The 18,492-nt window shown below is 66.7% G+C and carries 17 protein-coding genes and 2 pseudogenes; 4 read left to right on the top strand and 15 right to left on the bottom strand.

Annotation, left to right across the window (positions count from 1 at the left end):
• Positions 1–247 precede the first annotated feature (247 nt).
• Genes HWX09_RS17425 through HWX09_RS17415 form a run of 3 tightly spaced genes read left to right on the top strand, consistent with a single transcriptional unit; the run spans position 248 to position 5,117 of the window.
• Positions 248–3,127 carry a molybdopterin cofactor-binding domain-containing protein gene (locus HWX09_RS17425; protein WP_027780709.1) on the top strand — a complete coding sequence of 960 codons (2,880 nt, stop codon included), beginning with the start codon at positions 248–250 and terminating at the stop codon, positions 3,125–3,127.
• Entirely contained in the window at positions 3,124–3,861 is a 738-nt protein-coding gene (locus HWX09_RS17420; RefSeq protein WP_027780708.1) for a (2Fe-2S)-binding protein, read from the top strand. The genes HWX09_RS17425 and HWX09_RS17420 overlap by 4 nt, the downstream gene beginning before the upstream one ends.
• Positions 3,858–5,117, top strand: coding sequence for a cytochrome c (locus HWX09_RS17415; RefSeq protein WP_027780707.1), 1,260 nt, complete (start codon positions 3,858–3,860; stop codon positions 5,115–5,117). The genes HWX09_RS17420 and HWX09_RS17415 overlap by 4 nt, the downstream gene beginning before the upstream one ends.
• 91 nt (positions 5,118–5,208) lie before the next feature.
• On the opposite strand, the gene HWX09_RS17410 is transcribed toward HWX09_RS17415, so the two are convergent.
• The 13 genes from HWX09_RS17410 to dapA form a co-directional block, all read right to left on the bottom strand.
• Entirely contained in the window at positions 5,209–5,373 is a 165-nt protein-coding gene (locus HWX09_RS17410) for a hypothetical protein (RefSeq protein ID WP_034185218.1), read from the bottom strand.
• A gap of 133 nt (positions 5,374–5,506) precedes the next feature.
• Positions 5,507–5,998: a peptidoglycan-associated lipoprotein Pal gene (gene pal / locus HWX09_RS17405; RefSeq protein WP_027780706.1), complete on the bottom strand. Its 492-nt coding sequence runs from the start codon at positions 5,996–5,998 to the stop codon at positions 5,507–5,509.
• Between the two features lie 384 nt (positions 5,999–6,382).
• Entirely contained in the window at positions 6,383–7,594 is a 1,212-nt protein-coding gene (locus HWX09_RS17400) for a porin (protein WP_027780705.1), read from the bottom strand.
• 216 nt (positions 7,595–7,810) lie between these two features.
• Positions 7,811–8,389 carry a hypothetical protein gene (locus tag HWX09_RS17395; RefSeq protein WP_027780704.1) on the bottom strand — a complete coding sequence of 193 codons (579 nt, stop codon included), beginning with the start codon at positions 8,387–8,389 and terminating at the stop codon, positions 7,811–7,813.
• 44 nt (positions 8,390–8,433) lie between these two features.
• Positions 8,434–8,658, bottom strand: a complete 225-nt coding sequence (locus tag HWX09_RS17390) for a VOC family protein (protein ID WP_230469034.1) — start codon at positions 8,656–8,658, stop codon at positions 8,434–8,436.
• A 201-nt stretch (positions 8,659–8,859) separates the two neighbouring features.
• Positions 8,860–9,564, bottom strand: coding sequence for an SDR family oxidoreductase (locus HWX09_RS17385; protein ID WP_027780703.1), 705 nt, complete (start codon positions 9,562–9,564; stop codon positions 8,860–8,862).
• 11 nt (positions 9,565–9,575) lie between these two features.
• Complete coding sequence (locus tag HWX09_RS17380; RefSeq protein ID WP_027780702.1) at positions 9,576–10,382, bottom strand: DeoR/GlpR family DNA-binding transcription regulator; 807 nt, start codon at positions 10,380–10,382, stop codon at positions 9,576–9,578.
• A gap of 104 nt (positions 10,383–10,486) precedes the next feature.
• Positions 10,487–11,674, bottom strand: a complete 1,188-nt coding sequence (locus HWX09_RS17375) for an exo-alpha-sialidase (protein WP_027780701.1) — start codon at positions 11,672–11,674, stop codon at positions 10,487–10,489.
• 23 nt (positions 11,675–11,697) lie between these two features.
• Positions 11,698–13,116, bottom strand: a complete 1,419-nt coding sequence (locus HWX09_RS17370; RefSeq protein ID WP_027780700.1) for a sodium:solute symporter family protein — start codon at positions 13,114–13,116, stop codon at positions 11,698–11,700.
• A gap of 108 nt (positions 13,117–13,224) precedes the next feature.
• Positions 13,225–14,250, bottom strand: a complete 1,026-nt coding sequence (gene pdxA, locus HWX09_RS17365) for a 4-hydroxythreonine-4-phosphate dehydrogenase PdxA (protein ID WP_027780699.1) — start codon at positions 14,248–14,250, stop codon at positions 13,225–13,227.
• A gap of 11 nt (positions 14,251–14,261) precedes the next feature.
• The gene (locus tag HWX09_RS17360) at positions 14,262–15,542 is read right to left on the bottom strand and encodes a four-carbon acid sugar kinase family protein (protein WP_027780698.1); all 1,281 of its coding nucleotides are present in this window, start codon (positions 15,540–15,542) and stop codon (positions 14,262–14,264) included.
• The gene (locus HWX09_RS17355; RefSeq protein ID WP_027780697.1) at positions 15,539–16,705 is read right to left on the bottom strand and encodes an iron-containing alcohol dehydrogenase; all 1,167 of its coding nucleotides are present in this window, start codon (positions 16,703–16,705) and stop codon (positions 15,539–15,541) included. Before HWX09_RS17355 ends, HWX09_RS17360 begins: the two co-directional genes overlap by 4 nt.
• A gap of 14 nt (positions 16,706–16,719) precedes the next feature.
• Positions 16,720–17,616: a 4-hydroxy-tetrahydrodipicolinate synthase gene (gene dapA, locus HWX09_RS17350; RefSeq protein WP_027780696.1), complete on the bottom strand. Its 897-nt coding sequence runs from the start codon at positions 17,614–17,616 to the stop codon at positions 16,720–16,722.
• On the opposite strand from dapA, the gene HWX09_RS17345 reads away from it, so the two are divergent.
• Positions 17,615–17,851, top strand: coding sequence for a hypothetical protein (locus HWX09_RS17345; protein ID WP_155257260.1), 237 nt, complete (start codon positions 17,615–17,617; stop codon positions 17,849–17,851). The genes dapA and HWX09_RS17345 overlap by 2 nt on opposite strands.
• Before the next feature lie 183 nt (positions 17,852–18,034).
• On the opposite strand, the pseudogene HWX09_RS17340 reads toward HWX09_RS17345, so the two are convergent.
• Positions 18,035–18,224 (bottom strand): annotated as a pseudogene (locus tag HWX09_RS17340) (helix-turn-helix domain-containing protein); the annotation flags it as partial.
• 29 nt (positions 18,225–18,253) lie between these two features.
• Positions 18,254–18,451, bottom strand: a pseudogene (locus HWX09_RS17335) (helix-turn-helix domain-containing protein); the annotation flags it as partial.
• Between the last annotated feature and the right edge of the window lie 41 nt (positions 18,452–18,492).

The raw sequence follows: 18,492 nt of genomic DNA, 5'->3' as shown, positions 1-18,492 counted from the left end.
ACGATGTGCGGCGGCCGACCGCAGACCGCGAAGCCGGCGCGGCGGCCGCAAGCTGCACGCAAACGAACAACGAATCGCCCCCGCGACCACCCGCCGCAGCCCGGCTGAGTCCCGTTATAAGAATTTCGATAAGTATTTCATGCGGGAAATACTATAGGCGATATATCAAAAACAATGCCAGAATGCGCGCCGCTCCGAACGCCGCGACACCCGATCGCCGTCCGAGCCGCCTCAGGAGGTTCCCCCAATGAAAAACCACGGCCTGTCACGGCGGGGTTTTCTGAAAGCCAGCGTGCTGGCGGGCGTCGCGGTGTATGTCGCGCCCATCGGCAGCCGCGCGTTCGCGGCGCTCTTCGAAGAAAAACTCCTCACTCCCGTCAAATGGGATAGCGTCACCGGCATCCCTCAATTCCGCATCGACGGTATCGCGAAGGTCACGGGCTCGAAAGTATTCGCCCGCGACGTGCGCGCCGCCGACATGCCGCACTGGCCGCAGCAGCAGTCGCACGCGATGATCCTGCGCGTCACGCAGGCCGATCGTACGTACGAAGGCTTCGACCTGTCGCTGCTCGGCGACGAGCTGAAGCCGGACCGCGTGGTCACCGCCGACGATCTCGCGCGCGACGGCGTCGCGTTCCCGGCGTTCTACGGCGACGACATGCTGTTGCCGGCCGGCAAGACGCCCGCGTATCTCGGCCATGCGGTCGCGATCCTGATCTATCACGACTTCGCGCGCTTCCGCTTCGCGAAGAATGCGCTGAAGTTCCGCGACGACGTGATCCGCTACGGCACGGTCACGGGCCCGCTCGAGCGCGATCCGTGGGGTACCTTCCGTTACGTGCGTGTGGGCGGCAAGACCGCCTATGACGACGACGTCTATTCGAGCCTGAAGGACGCGCCGATCTTCCCGAGCATGATGCGCAAGCACCTGCCGGTCTGGCCGGACGGCAAGGAGCACGGCAAGCTCGACGAGCAGGGCATGTTCCTCGCCGGGCAGATCGCCGGCGAGCTCGACCATCCGTCCGCCGACTGGCTCGTGTTCGACCGCGAATACAACACGCAGTCGGTCGATACGGCCGCGCTCGAACCCGACAACGCGAACTGCTGGTACGACGCCGCGACGCAAGCGCTGCACCTCGTCGTGCCGACCCAGTCGCCGCTCGAAGTGTCGGAGAACGCCGCCGCGATGGTCGCGAAATGCCGCTTCCCGGTGAAGAAGCTGTTCGTGCATCCGTGCTACACGGTCGGCTACGGCTCGAAGGATCACTGCAACGTGCCGTTCTACGGCCTCGTGTGCGCGCTGTACGCGGACGGCCGCCCGGTGCGTTTCGCGAACGACCGCTACGAACAGTTCCAGACGTCGCTGAAGCGTCACGCGTTCAAGATGCATTACCGGATCGCGGTCGACCGCAACACGGGCCTGCTGCAGTCGTTCAAGGGCGACTTCGAGGCGAACGGTGGCGGGCGCTCGAACTTCTCGCCGTCGGTCGCGATGGTCGGCGCCACCGCCGCGCAATCGATCTACTACTTCCCGAAGAGCGACCTCGCGGCGGTCGCGATCGCGTCGCGCGCGATCGACGCCGGCTCCGCACGCGGCTACGGCACGCTGCAGAGCATGGCCGCGACCGAGATGGCGATCGACGAGATCGCCGCGCAACTGAACATCGATCCGATCGACTTCCGTCTGCGCAACGCGCTGCGTTCGGGGATGAAGAACACGCAGGGCGCGATTCCCGCCGGCGCGCTGCGCGTCGACGAAGTGCTGGAGCGTGCGAAGCAGCATCCGCTGTGGACGCGCCGCGCCGCGCGCAAGGCCGAATTCGAGGCCGCGCATCCGGGCAAGCGCTACGGCGTCGGCTTCGCGTGCGTGCAGAAGGATTTCGGCACGGGCGCGGAAGCATCGTTCGCGAAGGTCGAATTCGACGCGCACGGCAAGGTGTCGCTGCAACACACGGCCGCGGAGATCGGCACGGGGATGTCGACGTCGCAGGCCGTCGCGGTCGCGAAATGGCTCGGCCGCCCGGCGACCGACGTCCGCGTGGCCCTGACCGAATGGCCGGACCTGCCGGTCGAGACGAGCGGCGATCCGTACCTGATGTCGCAGGCCGAGCAGGACCGCCTGAGCGCGAACCCGCGCTGGTCGCCGGGCTATGCGTCGCCGTCGAGCGCGACGAATTCGGCGTACTACTTCACGCACAGCACGCGCGAGGCCGCGCGCGCGGTGTTCCGCTACGGGCTGTGGCCGGCCGCGATGTCGATCTGGACGCGTGGCTTGGGCGGCGGCCAGGCCGCGCCGTACACGATTCGTATCGAAGATGCGCGCTGGGTCGACGGCAAGCTGACCGCCGACGGCCTCGAGCCGCTGACGTTCGAGCAGCTCGCGAAGCAGGCGCATGCGCTCGGCCTGCCGACCGGCGCCGTCGTGCACGTGTTCAACCGCTGGCAGTGGACCGACGCCGAGTTCGACGTGGGCGGCACGGTCGAGCGTCTGCCGATCGACGGGCTGTCGCTGCGTGTCGGCGCGCCGAAGACGGGCACCGACGACGGCCCGGTGCCGGGCACCGCCGCACCGTCGGGCGCGACCGCGCTGCGCGGCACGCTGCCGCCGACCGCGAACGGCTATCGCGTGCTCGATCGCAAGCGCGTGTTCATCCCGCCGACGAGCCGCAACAACGCGGCCGTCACGTACTACACGGCGGTCGGCACGCTCGTCGAGCTGGCCGTGCACGAAGCGACCGGCAAGGTCGAACTGCTCACGCACCACTCGATCATGGAATGCGGCAACCAGATTTCGCCGCAGCTCGTGTCGGGCCAGTTGCAGGGCGGTCTCGCGATGGGCATCGGCCATGCACTGCATGAATACCTGCCGCTCTACGAGGACGGCCCCGGCAACGGCACGTGGAACTTCAACCGTTATCAGTTGCCGCGCGCGTCCGATGTCGCCGTCTGGACGCAGACGGACGACGTGCTGCCGCCGCTGTCCGAAACCGATCCGCCGAAGGGTGTCGCCGAAGTGGTGATGATCCCTGTCGTCGGCGCGATCGTGAACGGCATCGCGCACGCGATCGGCCATCGTTTCACCGACTTGCCGGTGACCCCGCAAAAGATTCAGGAGGTGCTCGCATGACGACCGCCCAAACCGCGGCTTCGGCCGCGAGCGCCGGCGCGGCTGCGACCGGCGCTGCCGCACCGACCGCGGCTTCCGTCGCACCGGCGTCCGCGCCTGTCGCGCCGACCGCGGCTTCCGCCGCACCGGCGTCCGCGCCTGCCGCGCCGGCATCGACATCGGCTGCCGTCGAGCGTCCGCTCGTCCGGTTCCAGCAGAAGCCGCTGTCGGTCAGGATCAACGGCAAGTCCGTCGGCCCGATGCAGGTGCCGGAAGGGCTGATGATGATCGAGTTCCTGCACGAGTACGCCGGCCTCACCGGTTCGCGGCTCGGCTGCGGGCAGGGCATCTGCCACGCGTGCGTCGTGATCGTCGACAAGCCGGACGGCACGAGCGAGGAGATGCGCACCTGCATTACCGGCGCGCACTTCTTCCACGGCCGTTCGATCCGCACGATCGAAGGCCACGCGAAGCGCAACGAAGCCGGGGAAGTGGTCGAGCTGTCGCCGATCCAGCAGAAGTTCCTCGAGCACTTCAGCTTCCAGTGCGGCTACTGCACGCCGGGTTTCGTCAACGCGGCGACCGTGCTGATCGAACGCCTGAAGCGCGAGCCGATCGCGAAGGCCGACGTGGAGCGCACGATCACCGATGCGCTCGACGCGCATCTTTGTCGCTGCACGGGCTATGTCCGCTACTACGAAGCCGTCAAGGACGTGGTGCTGACGACGCCGGGACTCGTGAAGGACGCCGCATGAAACGCACATTCGCTCATCGTGTCGCACGGGCCGCGGGCCTGCCCGCGCTCGCGGCGGCCTGCGCGCTGCTGCTCGCCGCCTGCGGCGGCCACGACGCGCCGGCGTCGAGCGCGGCGTCCGGCGCACCCGGCGCCGACCAGATCGCGCGCGGGCGCTATCTCGTCAAGGCCGCCGACTGCGCGGCGTGCCACACCGCGAAGGACGGCGCGCCGTTCGCCGGCGGCGCGGCGCTCGAATCGCCGTTCGGCACGTTCTACGGCTCGAACATCACGCCCGACAAGGATCACGGGATCGGCAACTGGAGCGCCGACGACTTCTACGCCGCGCTGCACGACGGCAAGGCGCCGGGCAAGCGCCTGTACCCGTCGATGCCGTACACGTCGTACCGGCAGCTCACGCGTGCCGACACCGACGCGATGTACGCGTACCTGATGACGATCAAGCCGGTCGCGCAGGAAAACCGCGCGCATGAACTCAAGTTCCCGTACAACCTGCGCTTCGGCATGGTTTTCTGGGACATGGTGTTCCTGAAGGACAGCCTGCCGGACGCGTCGGCCGGGCAATCCGCCGACTGGCAGCGCGGCCGCTATCTCGCGGGTGCGCTCGGCCACTGCGCGGAATGTCACACGCCGCGCGCGTTCACCGGGCAGCTCGACGGTGCGAAGCCGTTCGCGGGGGCGGCGCTCGGCCGTGTGGCCGCGCCCGACATCACGCCGGCCGGCCTGGCCGCGCGCGGGTGGACGGGTACCGACCTGCAGACGTTCTTCGGCGCCGGCATCGCGCCGCAAGGCTCGGCGTTCGGCGAGATGTATCCGGTCGTGCACCTGAGCACGCAGTACCTGACGAAGGACGACCTGCGCGCGCTGTCGGTGTACCTGCTCGGCGATACGCCGCCCGCGCCGCAACCGGTGAAGCCGGTGTCGGCCGACGCCGCGCAGCTGGCCCCCGGCCGCTCGGTGTATCTCGCGGTCTGTGCCGGCTGTCACGGTTTCAACGGCGAAGGCAAGCCGCACGTGGCGGTGCCGATGAACGGCAACTCGACGGTGCGCCAGGGCGATCCGCGCAACCTGCTGGTCGCGATGCTCGACGGCATCGACGAGCAGAAGTTCGCCGGCTTCGAAAACCTGCAGCCGATGCCGGGCTTCGCGCGCACGCTTAGCGACGACGAACTCGCGCAGCTCTCGAACTACCTGCGCGCGACGTGGGGCGGCCAGCCCGCGAGCGTCACGCCGGCCGACGTGAAGGCGATGCGCTGAGTCGTGCCCGGGGGCGGGGCGTCGCGGGCGAGGCAACCGGTTTCCGGCGCGCGCGCGCGATGCGTCGCCCCGTTTTCCTTGCCGCGGCGCGTCAGTAGCCGCCGCCCCCTCCGCCACCGCCTCCGCTGCCTCCCGAGCCGCCATACCGGCTCATGCCCGGTCCTTGCGACACGCCGCTGCCCGACGACGTACAGCTCGCCGACAGCACGAGCACCAGCGCCGCGATCAGTGCCGCAGCCAACGTTGCCGATTTCATTGCAATCTCCTTGCAACGCGCAGGCCACAGGAAAGGCGGTTCGCGTGAACCGCGCGTCTGCGCGATGAAAAGACGTTTCGGCGGCGCAGTTATTCCATGCTTTTTACGTATCGCCGCGGCGGCGGCGCCTGGATCAACGATAGACGAGATCGGCGCGGCGGTTCTGCGCCCACGCTTCCTCGTCGTGGCCGAGCGCGACCGGCTTCTCCTTGCCGAGGCTGACCGCCTCCAGTTGCGTGGCCTGCACGCCAAGCGTTTCAAGCGCGCTCATCACGGCCTGCGAGCGGCGCTCGCCGAGCGCGACGTTGTATTCGGACGTGCCGCGCTCGTCGGTGTTGCCCTGGATCAGCACGTGCCGCGCCGGGTGGCTGCGCAGGTAGTCGGCGTGCGCCTGCAGCAGCGACTGGAATTCGGGCTTCACCGAGTACTGGTCGAAATCGAAGTAGATGCTGCGCTTGGCGAGCGGGCTGTTCGGGTTGTTCAGATCGTCGGCCGTCACCGTCGCGACGGTTTCGCTCGAGGGCTGCGGCGCCGCGCCGGCATTCTCGGGCGTTTTCGCCGCGTTGTGACAACCGGCAAGCAGTACGAAAGTTGCCAGGACCGCAATTCGGTTCATTTTGCTCATCGTTCGTCTCCAGCGGTTGACTGCATTGAAAGCGTGGCGCGTGCCATCCGCACGCAGCTGTCCGGCCGCCATGGCGCGAAAGGTCCGGCTCCGTTGCCGTGATGCGGGCTCGTAAGCCGGTGGTGCGCCAGATGAAAGAATGTTGCGACCGGAACGCCGGATCGCGGCGTCGCTGCAAATAGATTAGGAAAAATGTCACAACGTGCCCAGTTTCTCCGCATTTTTTGCGCAAACGCGACAGTCGGGAGGCATTCTTGCTATCGCCAGCGGGGTGCGGTATGTGCCGCACGCCACAGCGGACAGCGGGGTGATGCGGGGAGCCCTTGCCGGATGCCGTCGGTCGGCCGCATGAGGCCGCATGAGGCCGCGGCGCACGCGGCTTCGTCAGAACTTGTGCCGCAGCCCCAGCGCGACGACGGCCTGGTTGCCGTTCGCGGAAGGCGTCAAGGTCCAGACGGTCGCGTTGAACGCCGGATTGCCGTTGCCGCCGCTCACGCTCTGGTACGTGCCTTCGAGATAGGCATCCGTGCGCTTCGACAGCGCATAGTCGGCCTGCGCGACGACCTGGTTCCATTTCGGGCGCGTCTGGCCCGTGCGGGTGTCGAAGCGGCCCATCGTGTACGTGTACGCGGCGGCGACGCTCAGCGCACGCGTGACGAAGTAGTGTCCGTCGATCGTGAAGTTGTCGAAAACCAGCGATTCGCCCTTCAGCGGCACGATGTTGCCGCCCTGAAGCACGCCCGTCACGCCGTTGGTGGTCGAATGCGACCACGCGGCGCCGACCGAGTGCGGCCCGAATGCATAACGCCCGGCCATCGCCCAGATCTGCTGGTTGCCACCCGTGATCGTCGCCGAACCGTCGACCGTGCTGAGCGCGCCGTCCGGGTTCGGCGCGTTGCGGTCGCGGCTGATCTTCAGGTAGCCGGCGCCGAGCTTCAGCGGCCCGTTCGCATACGACACGCCCGTGCTCCACACCGCGTTGTTGGAGAACTGGCCGGCCGTGTTCGAGAGCCCGACCATCGCGCCGAACCTCAGCCCGCGAACCATCGGGCTCGTGTACTTCACCGCGTGGTTGATGCGCAGATTGCGGTTCGAATCGTCGTTGTCGTACGGGTGAACCGCGAGGTTGCCGCCCCAGCCGGGGCCGGACGCGCCAAGCGGCGTCACGAAATCGAGGATCAGGTCGTACTGGCGGCCGAACGACAGCGTGCCGGCCGTCTGGGAACTCAAGCCGATCCACGCCTGGCGGCCGAACAGGTCGACGCCTTTCTGCGACAGCTTGCCGGTGGTGCCCGAGAAACCGTTTTCGAGCGCGAAGACCGCGGCCGTTCCGCCGCCGAGATCCTCGCGGCCACGCAGCCCCCAGCGCGATGCGTTCAGCGCGCCGCTCGTCATCGCGACGCCGCCGCTGCCGGGCGAGCCGGCACCGCGCGTGCGCTGGTTGGTCGAGTAGGTGATCGACGTGTCGATCAGGCCGTACAGCGTCACGCTGCTCTGGGCAAGCGCGACGTCCGGCACGAAACCGGTCAGGCAGGCGGCGATGACGGTCCCCGCGACGCGTGCGCCGGCATGCTGGTTCGATTGACAGGAATGCATAGGTGTTTGTTGTTGTTGGACCGGCCTGGCGGCCGATGGATCGAGCGGCCATTATTGGAGATCGGGCGGCGGTCGATTAAGGCGCTGCGCAGGAAAGGTCCTCTGCGGAATCGCTCGGAATCGAGATGCGGCGACTGCGGGAAGCGGTCGGGGAGGGAGGCGTGCGTGGCGGGGCGTGGGATTCGGCGCGTCAGCGCGCGAGGGTGGGCCGAGCGCCTAGCGACGGGCGATCGGCAGCGCCGCATCGGCGCCGCCGCTTCGATAGGCAATGCGAACGGCGTTTGCCCTCGCTTCGAGCGCTTCGGGTGAAAACCAGGGCCTCAACCGCACGACGACGCGCGGCAACTCGGCCAGTTGTTTGCGCAACTGCACGATCGACCGGCAGCAACGGCAGGCCGACGATTGCGCATTGGCTGCCGATGCAGCTTCGGCAAGCTCGGCGGTCCATTCGACGCCGCGGTGGCGCCTGGCCTCGTCGAGGTGCGGCAGATAACGCGCGTTGCCCGACAACGCGATCAGCAGCGCGGCCCAGTGCGCGCCGCGCCAGCCATGCCGTATGTCACGTGTCAGGTCGGCCAGCAGCGCGTCGTCCAGCGCGGACAGGCTTTGCTGGCATAGATAGTGGAAGTCGAGGGGCTGGTAGCGGACATGCGGGTAGTCGCGCAGCACCTGCCGGAGTTCGACGCCGGTATCGACGGCGACGGCGAGAAACCGTTCGGCCGGCGCGGGGCGGTTCAACTGCAGCGGCGGAATACCGAGGAAAAGCCGGCTGATGTCGTCGGGGTGGTAGTGCATCGCGGATGTCGGAGTGATCGCTCGGGGTATGCCGTCCGAATTGCTTACTGATCGCCGGACAGCAGCGCCGTGTAATGCCGTTGCATTTCGTCGGGTTCGACCGCTTCGATCGTATGCCCGATCAGCCAATCGTAACCGAACGGATCGCGGATCCGGCCCGAACGCTCGCCGTAGAACTGGTCCTGGAGCGCACGCGTCACGCGCGCGCCGGCCGCGACGGCGGCGGCGATCGTCGCATCGGCGCCGTCGACATGAAGATGGAGCGCCATCGGCGCGTTGCCGTCCGGGTCAAGGGCGAAGAGATCGTATTCCGGGAACTCGTCCGAGATCATCAGCGTGCTGGCGAGAATGACTTCAACGCATACCGGTTTGCCGAAGCATTTCGTTGAGTTCGATGCGGTGCAACGGTGTGGGGCGGTCGGGTTCCGTGTTGAACCGGAGCGATTGGCGGAGGCGCTGATCTCGCCGCGTCAAAGCGATGCACCGCCGCACATGACGATCTGTTGCCCGGTGATCGCGCCTGCGGCAGGGCTCAGCAAAAAGCCCGTCAACGCGGCGACTTCCTCGGCCGTGATGAATCGCCCGATCGGTGGACGCTTCGGGGGTGTTGCCGCGCGCGCAGGATCGCGCAGGAACGGCGTGTCCGTCGCGCCGGGCGCGACGACGTTGACGGTGATGCCGTCGGGCGCGAGTTCCGCCGCCCACGACCGCGCGAGACCCATCAGCGCGGACTTGGTCGCCGCATACTGGCTGCGCGTGGCCGCGCCGTTGGCGGTACGGCTGCCCAGTAGCACGATGCGGCCGCCGGCCGCCATCCGCGGCGCCAGACGATCGGCGAGGAAGATGGCGGACTCGACGTGCAGGCGCCACATCGCCGCGCCGTCCTCGTGCGATAGCTGGCCGAGCGGTGCGGTGCGCATGAAGCCGGCCGCATGCACGAGTGCGTCGACCGCGCCCAGTTCATCGCATACGGGCCCGAGCGCAGCGAAATCGGTGACGTCGACCGACACGATTTTCAGCGCATCGCGAGTCGCGGCGACGTGCGACCGGCACAGTCCCGTGACGCGCCAGCCGTCGGCGAGCAGCCGATCGACGATGGCGCGACCGATTCCCGACGATGCGCCCGTGACGACGGCATGGCGCAAACCCGAACCCGACTGCTCCAATCGACCCACGCTCGCTCCTACTAGGTTGGATTCCGCGATGAACCACCGGATGCCGACGCGGCCTTCGTACCGACGACATGAACCGTGGCCCGCGCTTGCGCATGGAACGGTTCGAGCTGCTCGTGGAGAGCCGCATCGTCCGTCACGAGCGTCCAGTCGCGCTCCAGTGGCGACCAGTGCTGCTGGCTAGCGCGCCCGAGCTTGTCCGCGGTCACGAGCACGAAAACCTCGGCGGCCTGTCGCATCACGCACTCCTTCAGATACGACTGCTCGCTGCTTGCCTCGCACAAGCCGAGTTCGGCGACCACGCCATCGGCACCGAGGAACGCCTTGTCGACGCTCAGGCGGCTCAGCGCGATCTGCGCGAGCGGCCCGAGCGTGCTCATGCTGGACGACCGGACGTCGCCGCCGATCACCGTCACGGGAACGCCGGACGACGCGAGGGCACTCACGATCAGCAGGTTGTTGGTGACGACGTGAACCTCGGTCCGGCCGGCAAGCACCCGTGCCAGCGCCGCCGTCGTGGTGCCACCGTCCAGGAACACGGTGTCGCCGTCCTCGACGAACGCGCTCGCCGCGTGCGCAATCGCCTCCTTTTGTTCCTGCGAACTGACGCGCCGCTCCTCGAGCGAGAGTTCCGGCTCGTGGCCGCCGACCGCGGCGGCACCGCCGTACGTGCGAAGAATGCGCCGGTCGCTCGCCAGCGCACGCAGATCCCGTCGAACCGTCGCTTCCGACATTCCGAAGTGCTCGCACAACGTCGCAACGTCCGTCATGCCCCCGAGCACGGCCTGCAGCATCGCCTCCCGGCGCCTGGTCACTTTCATGTGCGTGATGTCCTGGTCTGATCGAATGGGCGCGCAAGTTCGCGCCTCGCGACCGACAAGTTTATCGAATTGCGGCAGTGACCCGCCATTTGCCGCGACAGCGATCATCGACCGCGAACCCACGCCTCGTCGACGCGCACGTACTTGATCTTCTGGCGGAACCACGTGAACGCGATGTGCAACGTGCCGTCCCGCGACTGCACGATCGACGGATACGAATATTCCCGGTTGCGCTGGTCCGAGGAGTTGTTCGTCATGCAGTAGCCGTCGCCGATTTCCAGGTTGCGGCGGCGCCGCCAGGTCCTGCCGCCGTCCTCGGAGATCGCCAGCGACATCGGCGCGCGCGGTGCGCCCCAAAAGGCCGTGCCGCGGGAGGACGCCTTCTGGTCGCGCAGCTCGCCGCTGTCCTCCGAATCTTCGATGTCGTCGTACAGGGAAGCGCGGCGCGCGTTGCCGTGCGACGCATCGCTTTCGTTGAATACGAGCGCGAGGTGCCCGTTATGAAGTACTGCAAACTGAATCGACGAGTTGTTGTTCGGCACGTCGGTCGGTGCGGGCGCACTCCACGTGCGGCCATCCGTCGAGCGGCTCGCGTAGACGAAGTCCGCCCAACGGCTGCGGTAGAGCGCGAGCAGCGAACCGTCGTGCAGTACGTGCACGTTCATGTGAACGCACCCGACGCTATGCGGCACTTCATGCAGCGTCCACGACACGCCCTGGTCGTCGGACACCATCACCGCGCTGACGTCGTCGTTGCCGACCCATCGCTCGCCGGGCTCCGTGCGACACAGGAATATCGGACAAATCCACGTGCCGCTGTCGAGAGCGACGATCGGCTGGCGCACGAAGGTCCCCGGGCGATCGAACAACGTTTCGACGGGGCCCCAGGTAATGCCGCTGTCCGTCGACACGCGACGGCGCACGATCGCGGTGTTCTGGTGGCCGGACAACTGCGCTGTGTAGATCAGCCACAGGCGGCCGTCCGGCGTGGTGAACAGCACGGGATTCTGTTCGGAGCGGGTCGGGTCGTACGACAGCTTTCGCGGCGGCGACCATTCGTTCGTCCCGGCCGCGAGACGCGACAGGTAGATGGATACATCCGGAATGCCTTCCTGGGTGCCGCCGAACCATACGCACAGCAGGTCGCCGTTGTCGAGGCAGTGCAGGTTGGCCGCGTGATTCTGCACGCACGCGGTGGGCAGGAACGCTTCCTGCCGTTCCGCGTCGGCATACGCGGTGCGAACGCGATGATCCGACGCGGCGCTCGCCGCTTCAACGAAATTCGTGCTCATGAAATGTCTCTCGAGTGGCGACGTTAGTGCGATTCGCGATGCGTGAGCCGCTTGTCGCGAAGGTCCGATCTCTCGCCATGGAACAGCAGCTTGCCGACGATCAGCACGATGGCCGGAGTCACGAGCGCGACGTACATGTTGTCGATGCCGAACGGATTGCCGAGCAGATACCAGAGCGTCGTGGCGATCGTCGCGACGATGAGTGCCGACACGGCGCCGCGCTTGCCGCTGAAGAACGGCAGGTATATGCCGATCAGCGCGACGACCGATACGGACAGGCGAAGCGCACGGCTGAAGAACGACAACGCGAGGATTTGCGGGACGAACAGCACGAAGATCAGCGGCAGGAAGCCGACGATCAGCGAAATCCAGCGCGTCATTCGCAGTTCGACGTCGGGCGTCGGATTGAAGCGGGGCACATAGAAGTCCTTCACGATCAGCGAGGCGATGGCCAGTGCGACAGTGCAGACGCTCACGAAGATCGAGGCCACGAGCGACGTCGTGACGACGCCGGCCAGGATCGGGTTCATGTGCTGCAGGAACACCGGCAGGGCGTACAGGCTCTTGATGTCGGGATACAGGTACTTCGCCGCCACGCCGATGAAGCCGAGCGCGAGCCCGATCGGCACGCACAGCAGCGCGGCCATTAGCGACGATGCACGGGCGCCCTCCGGGCTGCGGGTGGCCGAGATGGCCTGGATGATGAACTGCGTCGAGAAGATCGCGCCGGCCGTGCCGATGATCCACGCGCCGATCGTTCCGCCGGACAGCGCGCCCGTCCACGTGAAGTAGTGCGCTGGCATGTGCTGCGCCATCGGCGCAATGCCGCCGGACAACTTCCATGCGACGCCGACCAGAATCGCGATGCCGAGCAGCTTCACCGCGCTGTGAACGACCGTGAGGTACGCGACGCTCTTGAGGCCGCCCCAGACGAAATAGATCGTGCTGACGGTCGCGGTGATGATGGCGGCCGTCGGCAGGTTGATATGCATGACCGTCGAGATCGCCGCCGCACCACTCACGTAGTTGCCGACGTTCACGACGAACAGCGCGTAGATCATGATCGCCGAGACCGCGAGCTTCGCGCCATGGCCGTAGCGTTGCGCGATGAATCCGGAGATCGTGAACTCACCGGACGCATAGAGCCGCTTGGCCATGAACAGACCGAAGAAAAGGAAGCCGATGGCCGCCGCCAGCACCGACCACGACGCGGCGATGCCGGCCGAGAATGCTTCCTGCGAGGTGCCCACCGTCGATTTCGCGCCGATGAATTCCGACATCAGCAGGATCGCGACCACCAGCGCCGGCATCGAGCGCCCGGCCACCATGAACTGCTCGGAATTGCGGCTGCGCAGACGAATGCTGATGAGGCTGGTAGTGACGATGTAGGCGATCACCATCCCGATGATGGTGGCTGTGTCCCAATAACTGAAGGTGGCCATCGCTTGTCTCCACGTTACCTTCGGTTGATGTGCGTTCGGTGCCTCGAGCGATCCGGCATGTGCCTGCCGATGTCGCCCGCGGATAGTGCGTGTCGTTGCGTCCTCCGCTTACGCGGCGGTGGCGACGGGCGACGACTCGTTGCGCCGCGTCGCGAGGTCCACGGCCTGACGGAATGCCTCCAGCAGGCTGCGTTCGTCGGCGATGCCCTTGCCGGCGATGTCGAAGGCGGTGCCGTGGTCGACCGATGTGCGGATGACGGGCAGGCCGACCGTCACGTTCACGCCGGCTTCGAGGCCCATCACTTTCACCGGCCCGTGTCCCTGGTCGTGATACATCGCGACGACCACGTCGAAATCGCCGCGCCCCGCGCGGAAAAACAGCGTATCGGCCGGCAGCGGGCCTTCGACGTCCCAGCCGCGCGCCCGAAGAACCTCGATCGCCGGAACGATCTTCTGTTCCTCTTCGCCGTAGCCGAACAGGCCGTTCTCGCCGGCATGCGGATTGATCCCGCACACGCCGATGCGCGGATTCGCGATGCCGGCACGCACCAGCGTGTCGTGCGCGCGTTCGATCGTGCGCTGCACGAGCCCCGGCTCGATCTTGCGAATTGCGTCGAGCAGCCCGATGTGCGTCGTCACGTGAATCACGCGCAGATTGGGCGCGACCAGCATCATCGACACCTCGTCGATGCCCGTCAGATGCGCGAGCATTTCCGTGTGGCCGGGGAAAATATGGCCGCCCGCATGCAGCGCTTCCTTGTTGAGCGGCGCGGTGCAGATCGCGTCGAGTTCGCCTTTGGACGTCAGCTCCACGGTGCGCGCGATGTATTGATATGCGGCATCTCCCGCGACGGGCGACAGCTTTCCGTACGGCAGGTCCGCCGGAATGAGCGCGAGATCGATGCAATCGACAACTCCGACACGGAACGCGCCTTCGGCGGGCCGGCTGACCGTGCGAACGTCGAGATCGACGCCCGCGCGGCGGCCGGCATCCCGCAGCCGCGCGGCGTCGCCGACGACCACGGGGCGGCACTGGTCGTACACCGCCGCATGGGCAAGGCTCTTCATGATGATTTCCGGTCCGACGCCGGCCGCGTCGCCCATGGTGATGCCGATGATGGGACGATTGTCCATGGCAGCTTCCTTCACTGATTGGATTGAGTGGTGTCGGCTGTCTTGCGTTCCTGCGCAAGCCGACGCCAGGCGTGATGGATCGACTCGGGCTGGCCGAAGCCGCCCGCCTTGGTCACGACGGGAAGTGCTTTTCCTTGCAGCCGGCATTCGAGCAGCGGCATGCCGTCCTCGATTTCGTCGACGACGCGCAACGCGCTCGCGCCGGCCGCGGCGAGCAGTGCGCGCGCCGTTTCGCCGCCGGTTGCGATGAGCGCGCCGGCGTAGGGCATGGCGGGCGCCAGCAGCAATGCAAGACGGTTGCAGAACAGCAGGCCGTCCTTTACGTCCCCGCGGTGCGTCTGGCTCAACGACACCACCACGTGCTCGCCACGGCGCAGCGCGTCGCATACGACCGTCGTCAGGTCGCTTTGCGGATCGTCCAGCGCGGAGACGGCGACTTCGAGTGCAACGAGATGAGGGCCGGCGTTCGCCTTGAGGCAGTCCAGTTGCGCATGCGAGATGCTCGACATGGTGCCGACGACCGTCAGCACGGGGCCGTGCGGATGCTGATCGTCGGTCGCCGGACCGCTCACGCTGCGCGGTAGCGCCAGTGCTTCGATGACGGCGGGAGCCAGGCCGGCCGAGCCGACCCAGAACACGTCGTCGAGCGTCGCGGATGCGCGGGCAATGCGTTGCAGGTCGTCGTCGGACTCCGCGTCGCATACGACGGCCTGCGTGCCGTCGGATTGCAGTTGCCGAATGTAAGCAGCGAGTGCGCCCGGCTCACTGCTGCGCACCTCGCTGAATCCCGCATGCGCGACGCGCAGATGCTCGGCGGACAGCAGCGCAACCAGGTCGGCTTTGCCCACGATGTGCTCGTTGCGCCAGTATTCGCTTGCTTCGACCGGCACGCCGCGCACCCATTGCCGTCCGTCGCGGGTGGTGCGGCCGGCGGCCGGGTAGGCCGGGCACACGATCGCCATGCCGAGGTGCGATGCGAGCGCGGCGACTTCCGCTGCGACGTTGCCGCGCAGCGTGGAGTCCACCTTCTTGTAGAGGCGCGTGCCGGCAGCCGACAACGATTCGACCGCGGCGACATTGCGCTGGGCCGCCACGTCCTTCGATGCGCGGCGCGAATCGACGTCGATCGACAGGATGTCGACACCGTCCGTCGATGTCGATGCATGCCCGGCGTCGAGCAGGACCATCGTCGTCAGGCCGTGACGCAACCCGGCCACCGCGCAATCGGCCGCGCCCGACAGATCGTCGGCGATGATCAGAAGCCGGGCTGTATGCCGTGCGAGCGCATTCACGGCAGCAGGCGGCGGTAGATGGTTTTCATGTCGTCGAGCGTCAGCGCTTTGGGATTGTTGCCGAGCAGGCGCTTGACTTTCGATGCCGCGACCGCGAGCGCATCGAGATGTTCTTCCGACACGCCGAACTTGCGCAGGTCCTGCGGAATCTCGACGGCGGCCGTCCATTCCTCGATCCTGACGAGCAGCTTGCGTGCCGCGGCCGCGTCCGAATCGGCCTTCGAGGCCAGATCGAGTGCGCGCGCAACGTTCGACAGGCGGCCCTCGATCGCATCGAGATTGAAGGCCATTACGTGCGGCAGCAGCATCGCGTTCGCGACGCCGTGGGTGACGTTGAACATGCCGCCGAGCGGGTAGGCGAGCGCATGCACCGCTGCCGTGCCGGCGGCGGTGAGTGCGAGGCCGCCGTACATCGAGCCGAGCATCATCGCTTCGCGCGCTTTCAGCGACTGGCCGTTGTCGTACGCTTCGACGATGTTCGCGCCGATCAGGCGCATCGACTCCATCGCATACATGTCGCTGATCGGGTTCGCCTTCGTCGAGATGTACGATTCGAGTGCGTGAACGAACGCGTCCATGCCGGTCGCGGCCGTGATCGGCTTCGGCAGCCCGAGCGTCAGCTCCGCATCGAGAATGACGATTTGCGGCAGCAGGTGACGGCTGACGATGCCTACCTTCAACGATTCGTCCGGCAGCGTCACGATCGCGTTGGGCGTGACTTCCGAGCCGGTTCCGGCGGTGGTCGGCACGAGAATCATCGGCACGCCGGGTTGCTTGATCAGATCGATGCCCAGCCAGTTCTGCAGCGGTTCGTCGTTGGTCAGCCGCACCGCGAACAGCTTCGCCGCATCGAGCACGCTGCCGCCGCCGATCGACAAAATCGCTTGCGGCGCAAACGGCGCGATCTGCTCGTTGTAGACCGTCTCGACGTTGCCGATGGTCGGCTCCGGCTCGACGCCGCGAATGATGCGCACGTCGATGTCCTTCGCGTTGAGCGATGCGATCACGCGATCGGCGATGCCGAGCGCTTCCATCGACGGTTGGGTGATCAGCGCGATGCGCTCGACCGGCGTGTCGAGCAGCGCCAGCTTGTCGGGAAGCGTGGCGAGGCTGCCGGCGCCGTGGACGATGTGCTTGACGGTCTGGAAGTGATAGGTGGTCATGCTGATGATCCGTTTCAGTGGCCGCGCGCGGCGTCGCGATAAATGGACAGCGCCTGCGAGAGACGCTCGCGGGCGCCGGCGTCGAGCGGCAGGGCGGGGGACCGTGCGGGGCCGGCAGGCATTCCGAGCATCTGCGCGGCGGTTTTCAGCACGACGGGCATCGTCCCCAGCGCGAACGCATCGCGCAGCGCACGCAACGATTCCTGAGCCTCGCGGGCGCCGGCGATATCACCCGCCTGGAACCTGTTCCAAATCGACATGACGACATGCGGGACGGCATTGGTCGTTGCGGCGACCGCGCCGTCGCCACCCGCGATCAGCGTCCACAGAATCATCGAGTCGGTGCCGGTGAAGACCGAGAAGTCGTCGCGCCGCAGGTCGATCAGTTGCAGCAGGCGGTCGAAGTCGCCGCCGCTGTCCTTGATGCCGCGAATGTTCGGAATTTCCGACAGTCGGCGCACGGTATCGACCGTCAGCGTGATGCCCGCCTTCGCGGGAATCGTGTAGAGCATGACCGGTAGCGGCGTGGCGTCGGCGATCTTCTTGTAGTGCGCGTAGAGCTCGGGCTGGGTCGCGCCGTTGAAATACGGCGTGATCACCGACACGGCGTCCACGCCCGCCTCGGCCATCTTCCGGTTCAGGTCGATCACGTCGCGCGTCGCATAGGCGCCGGTGCCCGCGATCACCGGTACGCGCGAGCGGGCCTGGCTGACCGCGATGCGCGCGATGCGAAGTTTCTCACCTTCATTCAGTGCGATGAATTCGCCATTGGTGCCGAGCACGAAGAGCCCGTGCACGCCCGATTCGATCAGCCGTTCGACGAGCGCGCGCAGACCGTCTTCATCGACATTCTCGTCCGCCGTCATCGGCGTGATCAGCGCGGGAACGATTCCCTTGAACGAAATTGACATGCTTGCTCCATCGCGGAAGGAACGGCGGGCGGAATCACCGTCTCCCAAGGGTTATGTCGACATCAGCGGAGGCCGCGTGCCGGCGATCAAGATCGCGCCGCTGAACGCGTCATTCCGTGCTACTTGCGCAGGCGACCGCGCCGTCCGATGTCCTTCAGCAGAAGTGCTCATTTCGATCATTGAAATTGATCGATGTGTGCATTTTAGCCGAAATAGTGAGCGGATCAGTCAATGAAAACCCTAGTGTGAGCGGATCGGTCATTTTCGTTGAGAAAAAGGGGAGGTTCAGCTCCACCCGCGCGTGTTGCGCACCTGGGGGAGCGGCCCATGGCGGCGCGATCGCTCAGATTCGAAGCGCTTGGCCTGGGGAGAGCGCTTGAGTGCGTGAGAGCGCCGCTCCAGATTGAGACGAGCAGAATTGATGATTGCTTGCGCGGCCACGACGCGGCGAAACCAGTCCGGCCGGACCAGCAGCACGATATCGGGCGACCAGCCGTTCAATCTGCCGTCGACTGATCCCGAGCTGCTCGGCGGCTCGCCAAGGCGTCAGACGCTGCTCGATCACGGCTCCCACGAACCTTCAGACGAGCCAGCTCCCGCGTCGTCATGGTGATCGTCCAGCCAACCGGTTACCTTGTTGGCCACGCTTGCGCGAGGTCAGGCCAGCCGCACCAGATTCCCGGGAGCGGATCACCAGACGCTCGATCTGTCGGACCGTCAAGCCCAGGCGTTCGGCCGCGCGTCCGGGCTTGAGCTTGCCATCCACCACGTCCTGAATGACCTTGAACCGGTCCAGTTCGCGCATCGTCATCGTGATCCGCTCCGTTGCAGCCATCGCAGCCTCCGGCGCCGGACACCCGGCGGCCGAACAGCTTA

It is taken from the genome of Burkholderia sp. BCC1208, from assembly GCF_902833095.1.
Lineage (GTDB): Bacteria > Pseudomonadota > Gammaproteobacteria > Burkholderiales > Burkholderiaceae > Burkholderia.
The sequence above is the reverse complement of the archived record's forward strand: the minus strand, read 5'-3'. Positions and strand labels throughout refer to the sequence as shown.